This window comes from Streptomyces brasiliensis, assembly GCF_014647875.1.
GTDB lineage: Bacteria > Actinomycetota > Actinomycetes > Streptomycetales > Streptomycetaceae > Streptomyces > Streptomyces brasiliensis.
Map to the genome: position 1 here is coordinate 1 of NZ_BMQA01000073.1, position 17,843 is coordinate 17,843.

Here is a 17,843-nt window from a genome sequence, read left to right on the forward strand (position 1 = left end):
CGAGAACGAGCTCGGCCTCAAGGTCGGCCAGGGCCTCGGGATCGGCCCCGAGGACGTCGCGGCGCTCAAACCGCTGGACGACCAGACCCTCACCGACGAGGACCAGCAGCGCCTCGCCAACCTGGGCAAGAATCCGCCGCGGAACGTGGCGGGCCTGGTCATGACCCACTGCGTTCCGGACGAACGGCACATCGTGACCCGCTGACCGTTCGCCCGCCCGCCCGCCGCCCCTGGACGCCGACCTGTCACCGTCCGGCGGCGGGGGCGGCGGCGCGCACGCCACACAGCGCGATCAGCGGCACGCCGATGTCGTCCAGGTACAGCGGGCTCCGGCAGCAGGTCGGCGGGCAGCAGCAGTTGGGCCACCGCGTCCCAGAACACCCAGCGCGGGCCGGTGGACAGACAGGCCCGGCGCAGGTCGCGCCGGGTGCGTACCAGCCGCACCAGCACGGCCAAGGCCACGGCAGCAGAACCGCGGCGACGGCCACCGCCACCACGATCAGCGTCGGCCTGCGGTCCATGCGGTCCATGCGGTCCCGTGTCTGTTCCTTCCAGGCAGGCCGGACAACCCCCACAGCACCGGGTCGGGAGTCAGCGGGAGTTCGCGGAACGGTGTCGTGATCGGTCATGGCTCGCTGCCCGGGCATGGGGATAGTTGAGCGGCTGGTGCCGGACGGGCTGTGGGAGATCTTCCAGGACGTGGCGCCGGAGCCGCCGGTGCGGGTACAAGGCGGCGGCCGGCAGGGTGTGACGACCGCGCTGTGCCGGCATCGATCACCCTGGTCGCCACGTCTTACGGCAGGAAGTACTCCGACATCAGACGGCAGACCCATTCCGGCTGCTTGATGTTCACCGGGCGGAACTCCTCCATCGTCGGCTTCAGGTCGATGACCGGGGTGCCCGAGACCGCGTCGAGGCCCACCACCGTCAGTTCGCGGCCGTGGACGGATTCGATGGCGCAGGGCGTCACCCCGATGCGGTTCGGTCTGCGGGGGCCGCGGCCGGCGAAGATGCCAACGGGCGGGAGATCGGAGCGGCCGCGGTAGGGGCGGGGTTCACGGTAGTCGTCGTGTTCCGGGAACTGGTCGAAGACGAAGAGGACCTCCACGTGGGAGAAGCCTTCCAGACCCTGGAGGCAGGCCTCTCCGAAGCGCTCGTCGATGGTGATTGTGCTGCGGACGGCACCCCAGTTGTCCGTGTGCTGGACGTCCGTCCGGTTGTTCCGGACCGTACCTATCGGTGTGATCTCGAAGCTCGGCATGGCCAGAGGCTATCCCCGCTGCACCCATGCCTGCATCAAGGCGATCGGCACCGCCGTGAACCAGGTCCTGACCTGTCAGCGAGCCCAGTTTGGCAGTGTCGCATCGGCATGGGTGCTCTTGGATGAGACTGCCGGGCAGTCATCACAGTGAAACTCGCTCGCCTTGGTTACGCCCTTGAAGAGACCCTATGGGCATGGAGTTCCTCTGCTACCACCGCGACCGGCCCGGCTCTCTGCCGCTGCGCGACGAGCTACTCGAAGAGCACTGGTCGTACATGGACCAGTACGCGAAGGAGATGATCGCCCGGGGCCCGACTCTCGCCGAGGACGGCGACACACCCACCGGAAGCGTGCACATCGTCGACCTGCCCGATCCCGCCGCTGCCCGTGCGTTCGCCTTTGACGAGCCGAACTACCAGGCCCGCGTCTACCGGGACGTGCTGCTGCGACGATGGCGCAACACGCTGGGGCGCACCATGTGGGACTTCCCCGGCGGCCGGACCGGCGGCAATCGGTATCTGGTGCTCGGCGTCGGCACGGGGCAGGCCGCCGACCTCGCGCTGCCGCCCGACCTGGACGAGTTGATCGCTTACGGACCGCTGCTGTCCGACGACGGTGCCACCTGGCTGGGTACGGCGGTGTTGCTGCGAGCGCCGGACCCGGAGACGGCACGGGCCATCCTGACTCCGGACCGGTACGTCGACATCGAGGTGCACATTTGGCAGTTCGGCGGGCGGCCGTGATGACCAAGGACGTCCAGGCCGACGTCACCGCCGAAGTCCGTCCGATCACTCAGCATCGCCGTGTTTCACCCGAACCGCCGTGACGTCCGACGCCGTTCCTCAACCGAGCTGCTGGAGGCCGCGCACAAGATCAAGTTCGTAAGCGATGTCGCCTTCCAGCAGCGGTGCACCGCACCCGCCTGCCATTCGGCCGGCTTGAGCCAGGTGAGAGACGGTGCCCGCCCGGCCGGCTCAGCCGGTGCCCGCGTGCTCGACCACGCCCCCCGTGTCGGCGCCCGGCCGGTATCGGCCGGCTAGTCGCGCCACCTTGAGCGCGAGGTGCAGCGACAGACGCTCGTGTCCATCTTTGAGGCTGGTATCTGCGAGCTCTTCGACCCGTTGCAGCCGGTAGTACAGAGATGTGCGGTGCAGGTTCATCTGTTGGGCGGTGGCGCCGGCGCTGCAGGCCAGGTCGAGGTAGGTCTCCAGGGTCTCGAGCAGCGGCAGGTGCAGTGGGTTGTCGAGCAGTTTCTCCAGGCCGGGATGGACGCTCGCGCTGCGTATGTCCTCGCTGGTCAGCTGCGAGAGCACCCGGTAGATGCCGAGCTTGGACCACCGGGCGATCGGGCCGACCGCTGGAAGCTGCAGCGCGACTCGCACAGCGAGCGTGGCCTCATCGTAGGACTCGCGCAACTCGGCCAGCCCGGAGCGGATTTGGCCGACGCCGACCACCGCGCCGGACACCGACGGTAGCCCACGGACCGCACTCTGCAGGCCCGCGTTCAGGCGGGCGGCGATCTCGCGCACCTCGACGCCGGTGCGGCGCCGCTTGCAGCGCACGAGCAGCACGCCGTGGTCGTACCGCGACATGTGCACGGCCTGGCGCGGTCGCAGCCAGCGCCGGCTCTCCAGCAGGGCCTGCTCCACCGCGATGCGCGCCGGCTCGTCCAGGCGCTCGCCCGGACACATGATCAGCTTCGCGGCCATCGCGATCGAGGGGCCGTCGTCGGCCAGTGCGCCCTCGTCGAGCAGCGCCAACGCTCCGTGCTGTCGCGCGTCCGGCTCATCGGCAAGCAGTAGCCGGATCGCCTCGGTCTCGTGCTGCGACGCGATCTCGCCGGACAGGTTCTCGCGGTACAGCGCGAGCGCCAAGTCGGTCGTGGTCGGCGACACGTTCGCGATCTCTTCGTCGGTCATCGACTCGTCCGGATCGAGGAACCACAAGAACCCGAGCAGCAGGCCGCCGTGCCGGATGGGGATGCACACCCGGGGCAGCATGTCCAGCCGCGGGCAGGCCGGCGTGCGGATCGCACCGGTCGCCTGCTGGACACCGACCTCCCGGAAGAACGCAATCACCTCCGCAGTCGTCTGCCGACGCAGGATCGACAGCCGCCGCACCTCATCCATCGGCTCGATCTGCTCGCTATACACCACGACCCGCTGCCGCCGATCCTCGATCAAAGCTGCCCGACCGGCCCTGGTGGCTATTGAATCCACGATCGCCTGGAGCTCGGACACCATCGCCTCGACTCTCGCCACGTCGACTGGTTGGCCACATGCGGTAAATATGAGGTTACCGTGCGCGGCAATACCTTGTCTTCACATGCGTCGTGAGCCAGGCGCGATAGCCGACGTCAGCTGAACCAGGAGGCCACGGTGTAGGTGGGGTTGCGGTTGGGTTCTCGAGCGTGGTTGCGGTTCGGGGACGTTGCCCCTCGCGGTCACAGCATCCACCACCATTTCCTGGCCAAGGCGCTACATTTGACCTGCCCGGGCGGCCTGGTCGCCGTGATCACGCCCCGCTGCACGATGGACTCGGCCACTCGTCTACGCGGTGCGTCCGGTGGGCGCCGGACGTGGTCGAGCGCGACCGCGTGGTGATCACGGTCGCGCTCGACCTGCGCACGTCACACCTCCGGGCCTCTACCGCCTCGGCCCGAACGTGACAGCCGCTGGAACCTCAGACAGCGACCGTCAATCCTTGACGTGGAGCTGGTAGACGCCTCGGCCGAAGGTGGCTGCGAAGACGGTGCCGCCGTCGGCGCTCAGCTTGACGTCCAGGACCGGGCAGTTCGGCAGCTGCGAACCGAGCCGCTCCCAGTTCTTCTTGCCGTTCTTCAGGTTGAAGACGCCGTAGTCGGTGCCGACGTACAGCTGGTTGTGGGCCTGGTCGTAAGTGACCATCCAGACCGGGGCGTTGGGCAGGTTGCCGCTGATGTTGGTCCAGGTGGCACCGCCGTCGTTCGACTCCCATACGTTCGCGGCCAGGTCGCCCTCACGGTAGGAGGAGAAGCTGGCGTAGACATGGTCGGCGTTGGTCGGGTCGGCGACCAACGAGGTGACCCAACGCTGCGGGAGTACGCCCTTGCCGAGCTGGGTCCAGGTGGGGTTGTCGGAGTTGGCGTTGGTGCTCTTCCAGACCTTGCCGGTGTCGGTGCCCGCGTAGATGGTGCTGGACGGCGACGTCGACGTGCCGGTGGTCTTGGCCGGGGCGATCTGGGTGACCGCGCCGTACTCGTTGGCGTAGTAGAGGTCGGGGTTGACCTCGTTCGCCGGGATCTTGCCGGGCAGGCTCTCCGGGCTGTCGGGCGTGGCCGGGCTGATGAGCTTCCACGCGTCGGTGCCGTTCACCGCGCCCTTGGCGGAGCGGGCGATCGACGTGCCCGCGACGTAGACGTACTCCGGGTCGGCCGGGTCCAGCACGATCGGCATGTCGGTCGTGATCCGGGTGTCGGACGGCCACGCCGGGCTGGAGAAGCTGGTGCGGGTGCTCGACGTCGAGCCGGTCGCCGCGTCGTCCACTGTGCGCTGGCAACTGATCCGCGGCGGGGACGGCTGTGAACAGGCGTAGTAGACGAGCTGGTTGTTCGGGTCGATCTGGACCCAGTGACCGTCACCGCCGCCGTAGGAGTTCACCTGCGTCAGGTCGGTCGGTTCGGCGCCCGGCGTCCAGGTGCGGACGCTGCCGTTGTCCTGAAGGCCGCTGGCCAGGCGGGACGAGTCCTGTTGCGACACCGCCAGGTGGTACGACTGGATCCACGGCTCGACCTTGGCCTTCGTCCACGTGCGGGTGGCGCCGTTCTGAGTGGAGTAGTAGACGCCTCCGTCGTCACCGTTGTAGACCTTGCCGGGCTCGTTCGGGTCCCAGACCATGGCGTGGTGGTCGGAGTGCGGGCCGCTCGAGTTGCTCCACGAGTTGCCGCCGTTGCTCGACTCCTTGAGGCTCACGTCCGCGGAGAACAGGTGGTTTTCGTCAGCCGGGTCGACCCACAGCCGCCCGAAGACCCACTCGTAGCCGCCGGTGACGGAACCGGGTTCGCCGCCGCCACAGGTCCAGGTCTTGCCGGCGTCGTTGGAGACGTAGAAGCCCTTGTCGGGGCCGTTGGCGCCGGCGAACTGGATGTAGACGCGGTTCGGGTCGCTCGGGGCGAACGCGATGCCGATGCGGCCGAGGTCCGCGTCGGTGTTCAGACCGCTCTTGGTCTGGTCCCACGAGCAGACCGGGCCGTTGATGGTCGAGTTGTCCTGGCGGGTCCAGGTGGCGCCGCCGTCCGTGGAGCGGTAAAGGCCGGAGCCGGTGCCGCCGTACATGAACGCGCCGTCGTTACGGGAACGGTCCCACAGCGAGGCCAGGATGATCTTCGGGTTGGCCGGGTCGATGGCCACGTCGATCGCGCCCGTGGTCTTGTTAGTGGGCGCGAGGGACAGCTTCCAGTCCTTACCGCCATTGGTGAGGTGGTAGAGACCGCGCTGGCCGGACGACCAGGACAGCGATCCCGTCGCGGCCGCCCAGACGTCGCTCGCGTCCTTCGGGTTGACCGCGATACGGCCGAACGCGCCGCTGTCCTGAAGACCCGCCTGCTGCCAACTGTCGCCGCCGTCGGACGACTTGTAGATGCCGTCGCCCATGAACGTGTCGCCGCCGCCGGACGGGTTCGCCTCACCGGTGCCGGCCCACAGCGTGCCGTCCGAGCCCCGGGCCATTGCGCCCATGGCCTGCTGGGCGTTGGTCGGGTAGGCGGGCTTCCAGTTGACGCCGCCGTCGGTGCTCTTCATGACGCCGCCGCTGGACACAGCAGCGTAGACGGTGCTCGGCGAGGTCGTGGGGTCGATGGCCATGTCGATGACACGACCTCCGATGTTGGTGCCACCTACAAACTGCCATGGCTTGCTGGCGTCGCCGGTCGCGATGCGTTCCGCCTGCCTCCGTGCCAGCGTTATCAGCCCTGCTGACATCGGCTGGCCGGACTGGGCCTTGATGCCAAGGTAGTCGACGGGAGCCTCTTCCTCCTCCTCTTCCTCTCCTTGGTCCTCGCCCGCCACCTTTTCCTTGTCCTGCACCGTGGCCCGGTCGTGGCTGGCGTGGCTGCTCGATACGACCGCGGGGGTCACGCCCGCCACCGTGCCTGCGGCAACGAAAAATATGCCTAGACGCAAGAGCTTGGCCGACTTCTTCATGTGTGCATCACCTTCTTGGCGATCTAGTCGACATCCGCATGTGCGCATCACCTTCTCGGCGATCTACGGGGCATCCGCGCGGCCGCCGGCACCACGCGGCTGCCCGGACTGTATGGATCCGATTCGGTGGGCGTCTTCGAGCAGATGTCGAACGTCGACGGACGCTCAGCCGTACGTTTGACGGAGCTCCCATCGGGCCAGCTATGCGGAACGCCCCTCTCCGCTGCCCGAACTGCCCGTTCAGCACGCCGACTACGCGGCTTGGCAGCGCGCCCAGGTCTCCGGCGATGCCCTGGAGCGTCACCTGGGCTACCGGCGCGACCGGCTCACCGACATCCCCGGTCGACCTTCCCGAGCGGGTCCTCCAGCTCGTCCTCGGGAGTCGGCGCGGTGCGCGCGACGCGCACGACATGCGCGCCGAGCCCGGCGAGGAGGGTCGCAGCGTGCGGGGCCGACCCGAGGCCCGCCAGCTCGACGACCCGCAGGCCCGCCAGCGGGCCGGTCACGAGGCCTGCTCCGCCCGCGAGCCGGGGACGCCCGGCACCGGCCAGGTCGGCTCGGTCCCGGCGTCGCCGGACCAGCGCGGCGGGCGCTTCTCCAGGAAGGCCGCGACACCTTCCGGGGCGTCCGGCTCCTGCGCGAGCCGGGTGAAGAGGGCGGTCTCCTCGGCGCGCAGCTCCGCGAAACCGGTGTCCGCGGCCCGGCGCAGCAGGAACTTCGTCACCGCCACCGCGCGCGGTGCGGTGTTGTGGGCGAGGTCCCGCGCGATCTCGAGGGCCCTGTCGAGGACCCGGTCGCGGTCGACGGCCTCGCCGCACACCCCGAGCCGCACGGCCTCCACACCGTCGATCCGGCGCCCCGTAAGCAGCAGGTCGCTCGCTACGGCCCAGCCTGCGACGCGCGGGAGCGTCCAGTGCGCGCCCATCTCGGGGATGACGCCGAGGCGGGTCATCGGCACCGCGAGCCGGGCGTCCCGGGCGACGACCCGGATGTCGCAGAGCAGGCTCAGCGTCAGCCCCATCCCGATGGCGTCGCCGTTGATCGCCGCGATCACGGGTTTGCGCACGTCCCGCGGTGTGATGAGGGTCTTGAGGACGTCCGCGGGCTGTTCGTCCGAGCCCGGGCTCGAGATCGGCCCCGACTTGAGGTCGGCGCCGACCGAGAAGGAGTCGCCTGCGCCGGTGATCACCAGCGCGCGGACGCCCGGGTCCGTGTCGCAGTGGGCGAGAGCGTCGGTGGTCTCCCTGACCATCGGCACGGTCCAGCCGTTGTGCCGGTGGGGCCGGTTCAGGGTGAGGACCGCGACGCCGTCGCCTGCGTCGTCCCACAGGAGGTTCTCGTACCGGTCGGTGCTCATGCCCGGTCACCGAGGCGCATCGTCGCTCCCTTTCGGTTGGACTTTCGGTTGGAGGACCGCCGGTCTCACATGGCAGGCTGCGGCGTCGAGGACGCCGAGCCCGACGAGCTGCTTCCAGGTCGCGTCGTCGACGGCGTCCCCATCGTCGAGCGCCCGACGAGCGCGGCACAGCGGATCACCGGCCGCCACCAGCCGGCGGACCGTCTCGGCCAGCTGCTCGTGCTCCGGGGTGCGGGTCAGGTCCATGCCGGCGAGCCGGTCGGGGCGGGTCGGGCGGGCCACGCCGTCTCGGCCGACGCGAAGTCGACGAGCGCGGCGTCCCCGTTCCCCGGCGAGGGCGTGCGAGAGAACCGCGGCGCGGGGGCGGCCTCGATCCGGCCGTCCCGTCGCCGCAGCGTGCCGCGCGCGGCCAGTTGGGGGTCGTCCGCGGCCTCCTCCAGGGAGAGGACCGGGGTGACGCACCCGTCGGTGCCGAGGAACTCGGCGGCCCACTCGTCCCGGGTGCGCCGGGCGAACACCTCGGCCAGCACGGCCCGCAGCTCCTCCGCCTTACCGGTGTCGAACCGGTCCGGCAGCACTGCAGCGTCCAGTCCCAGCCGCTCGGTGAGCACCGCCCAGAACTGCGGTTCCAGCGCACCGACGGCGACCCAGCGGCCGTCGGCACACGTGTAGGTGTCGTAGCAGGCGAGCCCACCGTCCAGCGGGTTCGCCTGACGCTCGTCACGCCACATGCCCTGCTTCAGCATGGCGTAGGTGGGCGCCAACAGCTGGGCGACGCCGTCGATCATCGCGACGTCCACCACCTGGCCCGCACCCGAGGCGGCCCGCTCGACCAGCGCCGCGAGCACGCCCGTGAGCAGCAGCATCGACCCGCCGCCGTAGTCCGCCACGAGGTTGAGCGGCGGTACCGGGCGCCCGCTCGCCCGGCCGATGGCGTGCAGCGCACCGGTTGGGGCGAGGTAGTTGAGGTCGTGCCCGGCGTCGGCCACACGCGGGCCGCCCTGGCCCCACCCGGTCATCCGCGCGTAGACGAGCCGCTCGGTGACACCCGGACGGAAGCCCTCGACGAGGACGTCCGCGACGTCGATCAGACCCCGCACCCGCTCCAGCTGCTCCAGGTCCCGCAGATCCGCGACCAGGCTGCGACGCCCGTGCAGGAGCGGGTCGTCGTCCACCCCGGCTGCGTCCCGGGCCACCCGGAGGACGTCGGCGCCCATCCCGGCGAGGATCCCGGCCGCGTGAGGGCCGGGGCCGATGCCGGCGAGCTCGACGACCCGGATCCCGTCGAGCGGGCCGCTCACGACGTCGCCCCCGTCTTCTCCGACGCCTCCTCGGCGAGCGCCTCGGCGTGCTTCGCCCGGGCGGCCTCGATCCGCGGCGGCAGCCACCGGGTCGGGTACTCGGTGGGGGAGGGCTGGTGGCCGCGCAGGATCAGCCGTGCCGCCGTGGACTGGTGGACCTCGGTGGGTCCGTCCCAGGTGCCGTAGCCCGGGACGAGGCTCCAGAGTGGGCCGAAGGGCATCTCGTTGGAGAGGCCGAGCGCGCCGTGGAGGTGGATGGCCCGCTCGATCACGTCGTGCGCGACCCGCGCCGACAGCACCTTGGCGACGGCGATGTCGCGGCGGATCTCGTGGGTGTACCCCTTGCCCTGGTCGATCATCCACGCGGTGCGCAGCACGAACAGCCGGAACTGCTCGATCTGCGCGTGGCTGTCCGTGATCGCCTGCTGGACCAACTGCTGCGCGGCCAACGGCTTGCCCTTGGTGTGCCGGGTGAGCACGCGCTCGCAGGCGGCGTCGAAGGCGAACTGCGCCTGGCCGACGGCGCGCATGGCGTGGTGCACGCGCCCGCCGGACAGCCGGGTCTGGGCGATCTCGAAGCCCTGACCGGGCTCGCCGAGCAGGCCGTCCGGACCGACCCGCACGTCGTTGTACCGCAGCAGCGCGTGGTCCATCGCGTCCTCGGACTCGAGGAAGTACTGGGTCCGGCGGACGGTCTCGATGCCGGAGGTCTCCCGCGGCACGAGGAACATCGACATCCGCTTGTGCGGGGCGGCCTCGGGGGCGGTCACCGCCATCACGATGAGGAACGCGGCCTCACCGGAGTTGGAGGTGAAGAACTTCTCGCCGTTGAGGACCCAGTCGTCCCCGTCCCGCTCGGCGCGGCAGACGAATCCGGTCGGGTCGGCCCCGCCCTGCGGCTCGGTCATCGAGAAGGCCGAGAACAGCTCGCCCGCCAGCAGCGGCTCGAGGTAGCGCAGTTTCTGCTCGGCCGTGCCGTAGTGGGCGAGGACCTCGGCGTTGCCGGTGTCCGGGCCCTGCACGCCGAAGATCGTCGGGCCCCACTGGTAGGGGGCGAGGATCTCGTTCATCAGGCTGAGCTTGACCTGACCGAAGCCCTGTCCGCCGAGGTCCGGGCCCAGATGGCAGGCCCACAGCTTGCGCTCCTTGACCTGCTCCTTGAGCGGGTCGATGACCTTCTTGAGCCAGGCCGGGGGCACCTTGTGGTGGTGGTGCGGCCAGAGGATCTCCAGAGGTGCGACCTCGGCCTCGACGAACTCACGCATCCACGCGAGCTGGGCCTCGAACTCGGGCTCGGTGCTGAAATCCCACATCGTCGTGTGCTCCTCGAAGTCAGCGGGGCTGGAGGGCGCGTCGGCCGCGGGCGAACTCGGCGGCGGCGGTGAACAGGCCGGGCACGATCCGCGCCATGGTGTTCTCCGCCTCCGGGACCCCGGCGCGGGCCTGCCGGTGGTAAGTGCCCTCGAGGATTACCGCCAGCTTGAACAACGCCAGGGCGGCGTAGTAGGGCAGGTCGGTGGTGTCGAGGTGGGAGCGCTCCGCGTAGCGGGCCGCGAGCTCGGCCCGGGTCACCCCGTAATCCACCGGCGGCCCGCCGGCGTCGATCACGGGCTCCTCGCCCGGGTCGGTCCAGCGCGCGAGCAGGTGGCCGATGTCGAGCAGCGGATCGCCGATGGTGCCCGTGTCCCAGTCGATCACGGCGGCCAGCCTGCCGGGCGACTCCGGCGCGACCATGATGTTGAACGGGCTGTAGTCACCGTGCATGAGGCCGATCGGCCCGTTCTGCGGCCGGTTGGCCTCCAGCCACTCGGTGAGGAAGTCCAGCTCGGGCAGGTCCCGGGTGCGGTACTGGTCGAGCTGGCCGAGCCAGCGGCTCACCTGCCGCTCCAGGAACCCCTCGGGCTTGCCCAGGCCCTCGAGGCCTCGCGCGCGCCAGTCCACGGCGGCGAGGTCGACGAGGGCGTCGACGTACGCGTGGGCGAGGTCGCGGCGCAGGGTCGCGTCCGAGGCGAAGGGCTCGGGCAGCGCGAAGCCCGGGGTGAAGCCCTCGACCTTGTCCATGACCAGGAACGGGACGCCGACGACGGCGGTGTCCTCGCACAGGGCTCGCGGGGTCGGGTGGGGCACCAGGGTGCCCTCCAGCGCGGTGAGGATGCGCCACTCGCGCACCATGTTCGACGCGCTGGGGTGGTTCAGGACCGCGGGCGGGCGCCGCAGGACCAGCTCCTGGTCGCCCAGGCGGAGTGCGAAGAGGGCATTACCGATCCCGGTGGCCGTGCCCATCCGGACGGCGGTCAAGGTGGCGTCGGGCGCACCCAGGCCCGGCGCGAGCCAGGCCTGCAGGGCAGCGACATCGAGGTCGACATCAGCGCCGGGGGCCGGACGTTCTCCGACGGAGGGGTTCGCCATTGACGGATCCCAATCCTCTGGCTTTGACAGTTGCTGTCACTATGGACATGCTGTGCTATCCGGTCAAGGGTTCGGTCGGCGAATATCGGCGAATATCGGCGATCCGGGGAAAACGATGGGCCATTCGCATCGTTTAACAGTCAGATATTTGATAGATTTCTGAGGTCGCGCAGAGGAGACGGACGATGACGACCAGCACCAACGACGACGTCGCGAACCCGAAGGCCGCCGAGGAGCCACCGGTGCTCCTCGTCGAGCGTTCCGCGGGGATCGTGACGGTGACCCTCAACCGGCCGGACGCCCTGAACTCGTTCGACGACGACCTGCACCGTGAGTTCCCCCGGATCATGGCCGATCTCGACGACGACGACGAGGCGCGGGCGGTAGTGCTGACCGGCGCGGGCCGGGCGTTCAGTGCGGGCGGAAACACGGATGACTTTCTGCGGTTCGCCGACGACTACCAAGCTCGCAGGCGCGCCATGCGCCAGGGGCGCAAGCTCGTCGAGGCGATGCTCTCCACCGAGATCCCGGTGATCGCCGCCGTCAACGGCCCCGCCGTCGGGCTCGGCTGCACACTCGCCACGCTGTGCGACATCGTGCTGGTCGCCGACAAGGCCTTCCTCGCCGACCCGCACGTGTCCGTCGGCCTAGTGGCCGGGGACGGCAGTGCGGTCACCTGGCCCTTCCTCACCAGCCTGCTCAAGGCGAAGGAGTACCTGCTCACCGGGAAGCGGATCCCCGCCGAGGAGGCCGTCGCCCTGGGGCTCGCGAACCGCGTCGTCCCCGCCGCGGACCTGCTCGGCGAGGCCCGCGCGCTGGCGGAGCAGATTGCTGCGCAGCCGCCGCAGGCCGTCCGGGAGACCAAGAGCGTGCTGAACCAGCACCTGCGCGGCGCGATGGTGGCGACGCTCGGGATGGGCCTCGCGGCCGAGAGCCAGTCGCACGACACGGCCGAGTACCGGGCGATCGGGGAGAGGTTCGTCCACGGCGGCAAGGGATGACGACCGCCCCCACAGATCACGAGCACATCCGCCAGCTCGCCGCCTGCTATGCCCTCGCGGTGTCCGCCGCCTCAACGCGCTCGTCGGGCTCTTCGTGCCCGACGTCCGGGTCACGCGGGACACCCGCGGGCGGGAGGCGCTGCGGGAGTTCCCCTCCGGGTAACTCGCCGAGAGTCCGGTGAGCATCCTGCTGGTGGCGGGACACGTGATCAACGTGCTCGGCCCGGACCACGCCGCGGGCACGGTGAGCTGCCTCGCAGAGCTGGGTGGGGAGGAGCGCTGGGTCCGGCAGGCCCGCGCAACATCACCGGGCGCGGCACTGTGCCGTTCCGGTGGGCGAGCTGGCAGGCGCTGGACACTCCGTGAGCGGCGGGGCGCGCCGGCCTCCGGCGCGCCCCCACGGGGGTCACCGCCCGGCGAGCAGCTTGTCGCGGATCTGGTGCTTGCGTAGCTTGCCGGTGGGGGTGCGCGGCAGGACGTCGATGTACCGCACCTCGCGGGGGATCTTGTAGCCCGCCAGCACCGTTCGGGCGAACGCGGTCAGCTCGTCGGCCAGCTCGGGACCCGCCGTCGCAGGGTCGACAGGGTTGTATGAGCGCCACGACCCGCTCGCCCATCTCCGGGTCGGGGACGCCGACCACGGCGACGTCGACGACCCTGGGGTGCATCACGAGCGCGTCCTCGATCTCCTGCGGGTAGATGTTCACCCCGCCGGAGATGATGAGGTGCGTGCGGCGGTCGCTGAGAAAGAGGTAGCCGTCCTCGTCGATGTAGCCGACGTCGCCCACCGAGGTGCCGCCGCGGTCGTCGTGGGACGCGGCGGTCTTGCCGGGGTCACCGTGGTAGGAGAAGGCCGTGCCACCGGTGAACCAGATCGTGCCCACCTCGCCGGTGTGTAGCGGGTTGCCGTCGTCGTCGGTGATGTACGGCGTGCCCATGAGCGGCTTCCCGACCGAGCCCGGTTTGCGCAGCCACTCCTCGGAGGTGATCCCGGTGGCGCCCATGCCCTCCGTGCTCGAGTAGAACTCGTAGAGGATCGGACCCCACCACTCGATCATCGCCCGCTTGACGTCCACCGGGCACGGCGCCGCCGCGTGGATCGCGTGCCGCAGGCTCGACAGGTCGTACCGGTTGCGGACCTCCTCGGGCAGCTTGAGCATCCGCACGAACATCGTGGGCACGAACTGCGCGTGGGTGGCCCGGTGGCGCTCGATCAACGCGAGCGCGGCCTCGGCGTCGAACCGCTCCATGCACACGACGGACCCACCGATCCGTTGGGCCCTTCGGACCAGGCCAGGGGTGCCGAGTGGTACAGCGGGGCGGGGGAGAGGTAGACGTCCTCCGCCACCATGCCGAGGGAGCGCAGCCACTGCTCCGGCGCGCTGTGCGGATAGGTGCCCATCGGGCCAGCCGTCACCTCACGGCGGATCCCCTTGGGGCGCCCCGTGGTGCCGGACGAATAGAGCATGAAGTCGCCCTCGCACTCGTCCGGCAGCGCTGTCGTGGGCTCGGTTCCGCACAGGCCGGTGGTCTGCCAGCTCGGGAGGTCGGTGAGGGAGGGCTCCCACTGGGCGACCAGCGCCTCGGCAGGTCGTAGAGCACGGTGACGGCGAGGTTCGTCACAGCAATCACCGCCAGGGTCACCAGACCACCGCCGGGTGCGCCAGCTTCAGCCGTCGCTGACGCCGGTGACCAAGAGATCGCCGTTCGGGAGTCCGCCGGGGCCCTCGCCGAACGGTCGGCCGGTGGCGATGATCTGTGGTTGTCACATGTTGGTTCAGACTCCTCCCAGCCAACCCCGGGCGCCGAGCTCGGGGTGCAGAACATCCTCGCTGTAGGCGATCCGGCCGGTCGTCGTGTCGACGGGTGACGCGAGCAGGCGTAGCGCCGCCTCGCAGAAGTCCGCCATCGACGCCGTCTCGATCTCGCCCGCGTTGGTGGCGGCCAGGCCCGGGGTGGCGATCGGGGCGGACGGCATGAGCGCGTTGACCCCCACGCCGTACGCCGCGCCGCGACCTCGTACGCGACGGCACGCGTGAGATGCTCGAGGGCCGCCTTGGCCCCACCGTAGGCGAAGGGCGTGGTGCCGGTGGGGTTCTCCCACGGGCCTTCCGCCGGCCGTCGCGAGGCGTCACTGGTGATGTTGAGGATCGCGCCCCGACCGCGCTCCACCATGCCGGGCAGGACGAGCTGCATCAGCCGGTAGGCGGCGAACACGTCGATCTCGAAGTGTCTGCGGAACGCCTTGAGTGGGTAGCCGAGGAACCCAGGTGGGGCACTGCCCGAGGCCGACGGGGGAGCGGGCCGGTGCGCCGCCCCCTCGGCGGGGGGTCGGCCCGGCGCGGTCAGGGCGGCGTTGTCGACCAGCAGGTCGACGGGCCCGAGCTCCCGCTCGGTGGCGGCCACGAGCTCCACGATGTCCTCGTCGACCGTGAGGTCGCAGCGCACCGCGACCGCCCGCCCGCCTGCGGCGCGGATCGAGTCGACGGTGTCGTGGATGGTGCCGGGCAGCTGGTCGTTCCAGACCTGTATGGTCCGGGCGGCACAGGCGACCGCGGCGCCCTCGGCGGCCAACGCCCGGGCGGGCTCGGCGCCGATGCCCCGGCTCGCTCCGGTCACGATGGCGACGCGGCCGGCGAACCGCCCCGCTTCCTCTTGGGGGCTCGTGTCGGAGACCGTGCTGGGGGCCATGCGTTACGTTTTACATGTAAGTGGTGGGTTCGTCTATGGGCGGTGCGCCGCCGTTTCCCACAGGTGGGATGAGCGGTGCTCGCCGACCGGGGCGGATTCCGTTAAAGTATTCAACTGATGAATGCCAACACTTCAGTCCTGGACGGGCCGCTCAGCGGCGTGACCGTCGTCGCCCTCGAGCAGGCCGTCGCCGCGCCGCTGTGCTCGCGCACCCTGGCGGACCTTGGGGCCCGGGTGATCAAAGTCGAGAACCCCCGCGGCGGGGACTTCGCCCGGCAGTACGACGACGTCGTGCACGGCCAGGCCGCCCACTTCGTCTGGTTGAACCGCGGCAAGGAGTCCGTGGCCCTCGACCTCAAGCAGGAGGCCGGGCTGGAAGCGCTGCACCGGCTGCTTTCCCGCGCGGACGCCCTGGTCTCCAACCTCGCCCCGGGTGCCACCACTCGGCTCGGCGTGGACCCGGACCAGCTCGCCCAGCGGCACCCGCACCTGGTCTCGGTGGAGATCAGCGGTTACGGCGGCGGCGGGCCGCTCTCGCACAAGCGGGCCTACGACCTGCTCGTGCAGGCGGAGTCCGGGGCCTGCGCGATCACCGGGTGGGAGGACATGCCCGCCAAGCCCGGCCCGCCGATGGCGGACGCGTGCTCCGGACTCTACGGCGCCATCACCATCCTGGCCGCCCTCTACGAGCGTGGCCGGACCGCGCGGGGCACCACCGCGTCGGTGAGCCTGTTCGACACCATGACCGAGCTCATGGGCTACGCGCTGACCTACACGAAGTACTCCGGCGTGGAGCAGCAGCCGGTCGGGATGGGCTCGCCCGCCGTCGCCCCCTACGGTGCCTTCGCGACCGCGGACGGGTTCACCGTGGTGCTCGGCACCACCAACGACACCGAGTGGCAGCGGCTGGCCGTCATGATCGACCGGCCCGACCTCGCCGCGGACGAGGGCCTGCGCCGCAACCCGAACCGCGTGGCGCGGCGAGCGGAGCTGGACCAGGCCATCGGGGTGTGGTGTGCGGGGCTCACGGCGGACGCGATCCAGGCCGCCGCGGACGCGGCAGGCATCGGGAACTCCCGGTACAACACCCCAACCGCCGTGCTGGCGCACCCGCACCTCACCACGCGGAACCGCTGGCGGGAGGTCGACTCGCCCGGCGGGCCGGTCGAGGCCCTGTTGCCACCGCCGGTGATCCGGGGTCGTGAGCTGCGGATGGGCGCGATCCCGGGGCTGGGCGAGCACACCGAGGCCGTGCTGGCCGAGCTAGGGTTCGAGAGCGGGGACCTGGCCGCCCTGCGGGAGAGCGGGGCGGCCGTCCAGGCGGGTCGCTGAACAGCCGCCCCCTCGTCACCCGAGGTAGCTCTGTTCGATCTCGACCATCCGGTCCGCGGCCTCGGCGGCCGAGCATGCGAGCTCGACGCGGCCGTGCCACAGCAGGCAGGCCCTTACTCACGTGCCGCTCCAAGAACAGCACGCCGACGCTGGTGTCGGCCGCCTCCCGCACCGCGTGCAGCAGTCGGTCGACGACGAGCGGGGTGAGCCCGAGGCTGAGCTCGTCGGCGAGGAGCAGGGCCGGATCGCGCGCGAGGGCGCGGCCGAGGGTGAGCATCTGCCGCCCACCCTCGGACAGCAGCCCGGCCCGGGTGTCGAGCTTGTCCGCCAGCTCCGGGAACAGCGCCACCACCCGCTCGGAGTCCACTCGGCCGACCCGCAGGTTTTCGCGCGCGGTCAGGCCCATGAACACCGAGCGCTCCTCGGTGATCAGGCCGAGCGCCCGCCGTGCCCTGCGGTGCAGCGGCGTCTCGGTGGCCTCGTCCCGCATCCGGACCTCGCTGGAGATCGGCGGCAGGTCACCAGCGATGGTCAGCCAGTGCGTGGTCTTGCCGGTGCCGTTGCCGCCCAGCAGGGCCACGACCTCGCCGGGGCCGACGGTGAGGTCGAGGCCGCGCACTACCGCGTTCCCCAGGTAGCCCGCGGAGAGGTCGCGGGTCTCGACGAGTGTGGGCATTGGGATCCCTCCGTGCGGGCCGGTCAGGTGAGCAGGGCGTTGACGTCGACCGGCTCCGGCATGGCCAGCATGAGCTTCCCGTTCTGCGCGGTGCTCAGGAAGATGTGCGGGTTCGACACCCGCGCGAACGTGCCCGGGCCTGGGTTGCTCGGCGTCCACGGCAGCATCACCGAGGACATCGGAATGTCCTTGGCCTGCTGCAGCGCGGCCGTCACGGTCTTCGCGTAAATCGCCGAGAGCGGCCTCGCGGCCCTGCCCGCCACCCAGACCTCGAAGATGACCATCGGCACGAGCCCCTGCTGCTGCAGTCGGCGGCGGCCGGCCCCCAGGGCAAGGTGATGGCCGACGACATCCAGGCCGAGTTCCGGGCGGGCAAGCGGCGGCGGACCCGACGAAGCTCTTCCCGGACACCCTCGTCGCCTGGCCCGCGATCAACACGCTGCCCACCCTGCTCAAGGACAAGCAGACCATTGCCTTCCCGCAGCAGATGATCGTCCAGACCATCCGGGCCGCGGCCTGCGCGTCCTCCGCGGCGCGGAGCTCCTCCAGCTGAAGCTCGAGCCTCACTCTCACGGGCGATCCCTCCGCAGTCCACGGCGACGACGATCGATTCGAGCACGGGAGGCAAACAGCGG

General features: G+C 70.6%; 15 protein-coding genes and 4 pseudogenes. 4 read left to right on the forward strand and 15 right to left on the reverse strand.

Going from position 1 to position 17,843, the window contains the following annotated elements; translation table 11 throughout:
* A pseudogene (locus tag IEZ19_RS42845) lies at positions 1-205 on the forward strand (catalase); the annotation flags it as partial.
* Positions 206-266: 61 nt separating this feature from the next.
* Here IEZ19_RS42845 and IEZ19_RS51775 read toward each other — a convergent pair.
* Both IEZ19_RS51775 and IEZ19_RS42850 read right to left on the reverse strand, forming a co-directional pair.
* Positions 267-521 (reverse strand): annotated as a pseudogene (locus tag IEZ19_RS51775) (hypothetical protein); the annotation flags it as partial.
* Positions 522-793: 272 nt separating this feature from the next.
* On the reverse strand, positions 794-1,261 hold the full coding sequence (locus tag IEZ19_RS42850) for an SAM-dependent methyltransferase (protein WP_189316824.1): 468 nt from the start codon (positions 1,259-1,261) through the stop codon (positions 794-796).
* Positions 1,262-1,455: 194 nt separating this feature from the next.
* On the opposite strand from IEZ19_RS42850, the gene IEZ19_RS42855 reads away from it, so the two are divergent.
* On the forward strand, positions 1,456-2,004 hold the full coding sequence (locus IEZ19_RS42855) for a YciI family protein (protein ID WP_189316825.1): 549 nt from the start codon (positions 1,456-1,458) through the stop codon (positions 2,002-2,004).
* A 231-nt stretch (positions 2,005-2,235) separates the two neighbouring features.
* Here IEZ19_RS42855 and IEZ19_RS42860 read toward each other — a convergent pair whose 3' ends face one another.
* The 8 genes from IEZ19_RS42860 to IEZ19_RS42895 all read right to left on the reverse strand — a co-directional run bounded on the left by IEZ19_RS42860 (position 2,236) and on the right by IEZ19_RS42895 (position 11,508).
* Positions 2,236-3,504: a PucR family transcriptional regulator gene (locus IEZ19_RS42860; RefSeq protein WP_189316826.1), complete on the reverse strand. Its 1,269-nt coding sequence runs from the start codon at positions 3,502-3,504 to the stop codon at positions 2,236-2,238.
* A gap of 453 nt (positions 3,505-3,957) precedes the next feature.
* Positions 3,958-6,441, reverse strand: a complete 2,484-nt coding sequence (locus tag IEZ19_RS42865; protein WP_189316827.1) for a WD40/YVTN/BNR-like repeat-containing protein — start codon at positions 6,439-6,441, stop codon at positions 3,958-3,960.
* Between the two features lie 326 nt (positions 6,442-6,767).
* On the reverse strand, positions 6,768-6,947 hold the full coding sequence (locus IEZ19_RS42870) for a CoA transferase (RefSeq protein WP_308429076.1): 180 nt from the start codon (positions 6,945-6,947) through the stop codon (positions 6,768-6,770).
* Positions 6,944-7,798, reverse strand: coding sequence for an enoyl-CoA hydratase/isomerase family protein (locus IEZ19_RS42875; RefSeq protein WP_189316828.1), 855 nt, complete (start codon positions 7,796-7,798; stop codon positions 6,944-6,946). Before IEZ19_RS42875 ends, IEZ19_RS42870 begins: the two co-directional genes overlap by 4 nt.
* Before the next feature lie 6 nt (positions 7,799-7,804).
* The gene (locus IEZ19_RS42880; RefSeq protein WP_189316829.1) at positions 7,805-8,044 is read right to left on the reverse strand and encodes a hypothetical protein; all 240 of its coding nucleotides are present in this window, start codon (positions 8,042-8,044) and stop codon (positions 7,805-7,807) included.
* Entirely contained in the window at positions 8,035-9,099 is a 1,065-nt protein-coding gene (locus IEZ19_RS42885) for a CaiB/BaiF CoA transferase family protein (protein WP_189316830.1), read from the reverse strand. The genes IEZ19_RS42880 and IEZ19_RS42885 overlap by 10 nt, the downstream gene beginning before the upstream one ends.
* Positions 9,096-10,412: an acyl-CoA dehydrogenase family protein gene (locus IEZ19_RS42890; protein ID WP_189316831.1), complete on the reverse strand. Its 1,317-nt coding sequence runs from the start codon at positions 10,410-10,412 to the stop codon at positions 9,096-9,098. Before IEZ19_RS42890 ends, IEZ19_RS42885 begins: the two co-directional genes overlap by 4 nt.
* Positions 10,413-10,431: 19 nt before the next feature.
* Positions 10,432-11,508 (reverse strand): phosphotransferase family protein, encoded by a 1,077-nt coding sequence (locus IEZ19_RS42895; protein ID WP_189316832.1) that lies wholly within the window; start codon positions 11,506-11,508, stop codon positions 10,432-10,434.
* 185 nt (positions 11,509-11,693) lie between these two features.
* Here IEZ19_RS42895 and IEZ19_RS42900 point away from each other — a divergent pair, with 185 nt between their 5' ends.
* Positions 11,694-12,509 (forward strand): enoyl-CoA hydratase/isomerase family protein, encoded by an 816-nt coding sequence (locus IEZ19_RS42900; RefSeq protein WP_189316833.1) that lies wholly within the window; start codon positions 11,694-11,696, stop codon positions 12,507-12,509.
* Between the two features lie 209 nt (positions 12,510-12,718).
* Here the strand turns inward: IEZ19_RS42900 and IEZ19_RS54290 are convergent, their stop codons facing one another.
* The 4 genes and pseudogenes from IEZ19_RS54290 to IEZ19_RS53905 all read right to left on the reverse strand — a co-directional run.
* Positions 12,719-13,759: an AMP-binding protein gene (locus IEZ19_RS54290; protein WP_268248751.1), complete on the reverse strand. Its 1,041-nt coding sequence runs from the start codon at positions 13,757-13,759 to the stop codon at positions 12,719-12,721.
* Complete coding sequence (locus IEZ19_RS52780) at positions 13,723-14,088, reverse strand: AMP-binding protein (RefSeq protein WP_308429077.1); 366 nt, start codon at positions 14,086-14,088, stop codon at positions 13,723-13,725. Before IEZ19_RS52780 ends, IEZ19_RS54290 begins: the two co-directional genes overlap by 37 nt.
* A gap of 198 nt (positions 14,089-14,286) precedes the next feature.
* A complete protein-coding gene (locus IEZ19_RS51780; protein ID WP_229841498.1) occupies positions 14,287-14,487 on the reverse strand; it encodes a hypothetical protein in 201 nt (66 codons plus the stop codon).
* Positions 14,488-14,525: 38 nt separating this feature from the next.
* Positions 14,526-15,200 (reverse strand): annotated as a pseudogene (locus IEZ19_RS53905) (SDR family NAD(P)-dependent oxidoreductase); the annotation flags it as partial.
* 117 nt (positions 15,201-15,317) lie between these two features.
* Between IEZ19_RS53905 and IEZ19_RS42915 the strand changes: the two are divergent.
* Positions 15,318-16,532 carry a CaiB/BaiF CoA transferase family protein gene (locus IEZ19_RS42915; protein ID WP_189316834.1) on the forward strand — a complete coding sequence of 405 codons (1,215 nt, stop codon included), beginning with the start codon at positions 15,318-15,320 and terminating at the stop codon, positions 16,530-16,532.
* A 280-nt stretch (positions 16,533-16,812) separates the two neighbouring features.
* Here the strand turns inward: IEZ19_RS42915 and IEZ19_RS53215 are convergent.
* Positions 16,813-17,712: pseudogene (locus tag IEZ19_RS53215) on the reverse strand (ATP-binding cassette domain-containing protein); the annotation flags it as partial.
* Positions 17,713-17,843 lie beyond the last annotated feature (131 nt).